Below are 1,828 nucleotides of genomic sequence, written 5' to 3' on the forward strand. Positions count from 1 at the left end.
TGGCGTGCTTTAGGAACTTCTGACTTCTTGTCGCATTGTTCTGTTGACCGAGGAGAAGACTATGCACACGGCGCGCCCAGTCCCGAAATACACTCGAAGAGCTTCAGTTGTCGTACGAACTCAGCATAGCTCAAGCCATGAACATTCTCGACAAGTTTGGCAGTGAGAAAACCCGGATCGATCGATTCATGCGTCGTTGTAATCAGCGACGTCGCATAGCGGCAGCCGGAAACAATCGCGACGGTTAAACATCTTCGTATCGCATTTTACCCCAAAACATTCAAAAAAGCAGACCTCGCTACGGCGGGGTCTCTCTTTTCTTGAAGGTTGCGGAACTATCCCGACCCGATCTCGTTACTCACCGTCTTGAAATGACGTAATAACAGACGCATACGAGGAAATACTCATGAAGAAGATGATTGCCGCCGCCATTACAGTTGCGATGATGGGCACTGCTGCTTATGCGCAGCAGCCTGCTGCACCGGCAGCCCCGGCAGCTGTGGAGCCGGCCGCATCTGGCGCCGATGCAACTATGGTCGGTCCTGGCCTCACTATGGGCAAGGCAGCTACCATGCCGCTCAAGCACGTAGAGATCAAAGGCGCCGATCTCGTGACGTCGAAGCTTGTCGGCATGAACATCTATAACAAGGAAAATGAGGAAGTTGGCGAGATTTCCGATATCGTCATTGGTGATGGTAAATCGGTGATCGGAGTGATCGCGAGCGTTGGCGGCTTCCTGGGCCTCGGCAGCAGCTACGTCGTAATCGACCCGGCATCTATGGCCATCGCTGACGACAACGGCACGTGGAAGGCGTATGTCGACACGAACAAGGAAGACCTCACTGCAGCTCCGAAGTTCGATTACGACAAGATGAAGAAGTAATCATCACATGTGTCGCTTCTGACGGCTACCACGGATGTACTGGAGCGGATAGAGTCGACATTAAGGGCCGGGCGTGGAAACGTCGCGGTCCTTTTTTCTCATGATTTCGTTAGATAGCTCTAATGGCACTGGTGCGACATGACAAAATTTCACTTTCAGGTTCGGAACTCTAACGGCTCTTTGGGCGAAACTTTCGAAGCCGATTTCATTTCAGCAGCTGAAGCGAGATCAGAAGCGGTGCGGGCGGCAAGGGAAATGGTTTCGGACGGCCTATGGCACGGGCGGCCTATTGCCAATGAAACATTTGAAATCACTTCCGAAGACGGCGAAATTGTCGAAGCAGTGCCGTTTCAGTCGGTGGTTAATTTCGATTGATCAATCGCGGCTGAGAGCGAACTCGCCAGATGTTCTCGCGACGACGGTTTAGCTAACCAAGGAAAGTCCGCGAAGAACGTGCCGTGATAGTCGGGATCGAAACTCGTTCCTGAGTGAATAACAGTTGGTACGCCTAAGCTTCGAAGCGCACCTGCAACTGGCTCACAGTTTTTGCCGCGCACGTGAAAGTCAATGACAGCCGCGTCCGGTTTTTCCCTGCTAAGATAGTCCAGGGCCTCACTAACGCTCGGAACGACCGTGACGCGAGCGAAACCTAAGTCGAAAAGCATAGCTTCCACGTCGAGTGCGATCAGCATTTCGTCGTCGAGAACGAGAGCGGTCTTGTTTTGTTCTTGCATGGACCTCTGTAGCACGCCATAGGTTGAGGGCTATATATAATGTTAATGCCCAGTTGGATGCGGCGTCATGCAGCGCTTAACCCGTTGGCTCTGGAACAAGTATCACACGACAGAGTTGAGAGGTGGCTCGGTTTGTCTGAACAGCTTCGGGCGTTTCGTTAAGTGGATTTCCGCCTCGATTATGCCGCCACCATCATCGGTGCCAGCGCGT

The 1,828-nt window shown here is 52.6% G+C and carries 3 protein-coding genes; 2 read left to right on the plus strand and 1 reads right to left on the minus strand.

Features of this window, described 5'->3' with window-relative positions; genetic code table 11:
- Positions 1 to 406: 406 nt before the first annotated feature.
- On the plus strand, positions 407 to 883 hold the full coding sequence (locus EDF70_RS29840) for a PRC-barrel domain-containing protein (protein WP_132281926.1): 477 nt from the start codon (positions 407 to 409) through the stop codon (positions 881 to 883).
- Between the two features lie 138 nt (positions 884 to 1,021).
- On the plus strand, positions 1,022 to 1,258 hold the full coding sequence (locus EDF70_RS29845) for a hypothetical protein (RefSeq protein WP_132281928.1): 237 nt from the start codon (positions 1,022 to 1,024) through the stop codon (positions 1,256 to 1,258).
- Here the strand turns inward: EDF70_RS29845 and EDF70_RS29850 are convergent.
- A complete protein-coding gene (locus EDF70_RS29850) occupies positions 1,234 to 1,617 on the minus strand; it encodes a hypothetical protein (protein ID WP_132281930.1) in 384 nt (127 codons plus the stop codon). The two genes, EDF70_RS29845 and EDF70_RS29850, sit on opposite strands and share 25 nt — an antisense overlap.
- Between the last annotated feature and the right edge of the window lie 211 nt (positions 1,618 to 1,828).

Origin of the sequence: Neorhizobium sp. JUb45 (genome assembly GCF_004343585.1) — a bacterium.
Classification (GTDB): domain Bacteria; phylum Pseudomonadota; class Alphaproteobacteria; order Rhizobiales; family Rhizobiaceae; genus Neorhizobium.